Source organism: Tunicatimonas sp. (assembly GCF_049647865.1).
Classification (GTDB): Bacteria; Bacteroidota; Bacteroidia; order Cytophagales; family Cyclobacteriaceae; genus Tunicatimonas.
In genome coordinates, this window is record NZ_JBARYM010000129.1 from 1 (window position 1) to 2,340 (window position 2,340).

A 2,340-nucleotide genomic window follows, 5' to 3' on the forward strand; every position below is an offset into this window, starting at 1 on the left:
CTATTGTACGGATAGTTGGATTGGCTAAGTTTGGTGGCTGCTTGGGCTAGGTAAGAAGGCACTTCTGGTCCACTACGCCCCGTACAGTTTAGCAGCCCTAGTACCAGGCAGATCAATAGATGATGAAGAGCTATTCTACAGAAATTTCTGATCATAAATTTTGACTTGTATCTATGACACAAAAGGTACCGGTCGGAACGATGAGTTCACCTTCAAACTACGATTTACTAGGGCGTATGATATAGAATCTACCAAAAAAAGCCCAACTCAACATTTGAATTGGGCTATCGCAGCCAACGTTACTGCATTATTTTATTTAGCTACTCCGAAGCAGCCCAGACCGGCTTCTGCGTTAGGTTGGGATTGCGGTCAATGGCTGATTGGGGATAAGGCAGCTTCCAGTGCCGTTCGGGAATAAAAGCTGCCAAATCCATGTCGTTACTGTCAGTATCAAACTCGGAAATCTGAGCGAACGCCTCATTAATCAAGTTAGGCAAAGAATTTCTTTTCCGCACAAAATCAAACCACCTTTTGGCTTCTAGGAACAATTCCCAACGTCTCTCTTCCAGAATAGTCATAATAGTTACTTCACCGAGCGCAAGATCCGGCAATCCTGCTCTAGATCGAACGGTGTTCAAAGAATTAAGCCCGTCGGCACTTAGCGCGCCGTCACTTAATAAATCGGCTTCTGCGTGAATAAGTAATAATTCAGCGTAGCGCAACACCGGAAAGCCTAAAGTGGATTGTCCATTCACGTTTTTCGTTTTTTCCTGGTACCAGAACTTCTGAGGTCCAAAACCGGTGAGTCGGGCGCAGCAACGATTTTGGTTGGTTTGATCGTAGAAACCAGTGGTATCGCCGTTTACAATAATAGGTTCATCCTGAAACCAGATGTTATAATCTTTACGAGCATCAGCATCGTCCCAAATATCATCTATTGCCTCGTAGACGTAAGCCCAGCCGAAACCCCACATGTTATTATTATTACGCATCTGCCGAGGATTCATGGCCATTGGAAATTGACTGGCTACGTTGCCATCGCTCCAGTTACCCCCGCTATTGAAGTGGTTCACTGTGAAGATGTGCTCTTTCCCGTTTTCGTTGAAAGTCTGAAAAATTGATTCCAAATTCTCAGCGGGAGTGTCGGCATCGTTAAAAAGACCATAAGAGCCGCTATTTACCACTTCCAATGCTTTCTGTTCCGATAGCCCGTACCACTCAGAACGACTCAGTTCGTCGGCTCCAAACAGATAAACCTTCGCCAGCATTGATTTGGCCGCCCAACTAGTAACCCTTCCCCCCTGAGCCGCGGTGGGAGAAAGATTATTCTCGGCGAAGATAAAATCATCTATCGCTTGTTGATACACCTCCGCAGCCGGAGAAGCGGCCGGAGCAAAACCGGCGGGATCGTTAGGAATTTCGGTTACAATCGGTACATCTCCCCACACCATGGTGAGATAGAAGTAGGCAAACCCCCGCAGGAAATGAACCTCGGCTAGGGCTTGAGTAAGCTCTGCTTGGTCTACATCTGCTTCCGGCCCACGGGTAATAACCTGATTCGTTAAATTGATTAGCTGATATAGCGCATCGTATCCTTGACGAATATTCCGATTCTGGGGATCATAATTAAAGGTTGTCCAAGTTGCATGAGCACCATCAGTGGTTGAGGACCCACTATACGCATTGTCGCTAAATTGTTCAAAGCCAACTATGCCTATTCTATGAAAAGCACCTGAAGTAGAGAGCCCGGCATATGCTGCTATTACCGCCTGTTGTAAATCATTAGAGGTAGCAAAGAACACCTCCCCAGTAGGTGCTGTAGGATCAGTTTGATCCAGCATATCGGTACAAGAAGAGAAGTAAAATATGGTAATGAGAAATACTATTTTTTTCATGGTAATGTCTGTTAGAATGATAACTGTAAACCTACGGTGTACTGACGGGTTAAAGGATAAAGACCAGCATCTACCCCCGCTGACTCGGGGTTATTGCTATTGCGCAAACCAATTTCAGGGTCGAAGCCAGTATATTCGGTGAGTGTTAGTAGATTAGTACCTACTACGTACAGATTTAAGCCTAAACCGCCTAAGTTGATATTTTCCATTAAACTACGCGGTAAGGTATACGAGAGACGCACATTCTTTAGTCGGATAAATGACCCATCTTCTACCCATTGGTCAGAAGCCCTCTCATTACTGTTGGGATCGTTCACAGCTGCTCTAGGTATAAAATTACTGGTTCCGTCTCCTGTCCAACGATCTAATACGGTATTTCGCTTATTCCCCCATCCTCCGGTGGATCGTTCTTGCACTGTCCTAAGTGCATTGTAAACTTCTACCC

General features: G+C 45.4%; 1 protein-coding gene and 1 pseudogene. Both read right to left on the reverse strand.

The features are described from left to right. Positions 1-320 precede the first annotated feature (320 nt). A complete protein-coding gene (locus WBA23_RS04150) occupies positions 321-1,895 on the reverse strand; it encodes a RagB/SusD family nutrient uptake outer membrane protein (RefSeq protein WP_424580986.1) in 1,575 nt (524 codons plus the stop codon). 11 nt (positions 1,896-1,906) lie between these two features. Further along, positions 1,907-2,340, reverse strand: a pseudogene (locus WBA23_RS04155) (SusC/RagA family TonB-linked outer membrane protein); the annotation flags it as partial.

What these genes read in the sequence shown, in the direction of transcription:
- WBA23_RS04150 (WP_424580986.1), bottom strand. Translation starts at nt 1,895, where the DNA reads ATGAAAAAAATAGTATTTCTCATTACCATATTTTACTTCTCTTCTTGT.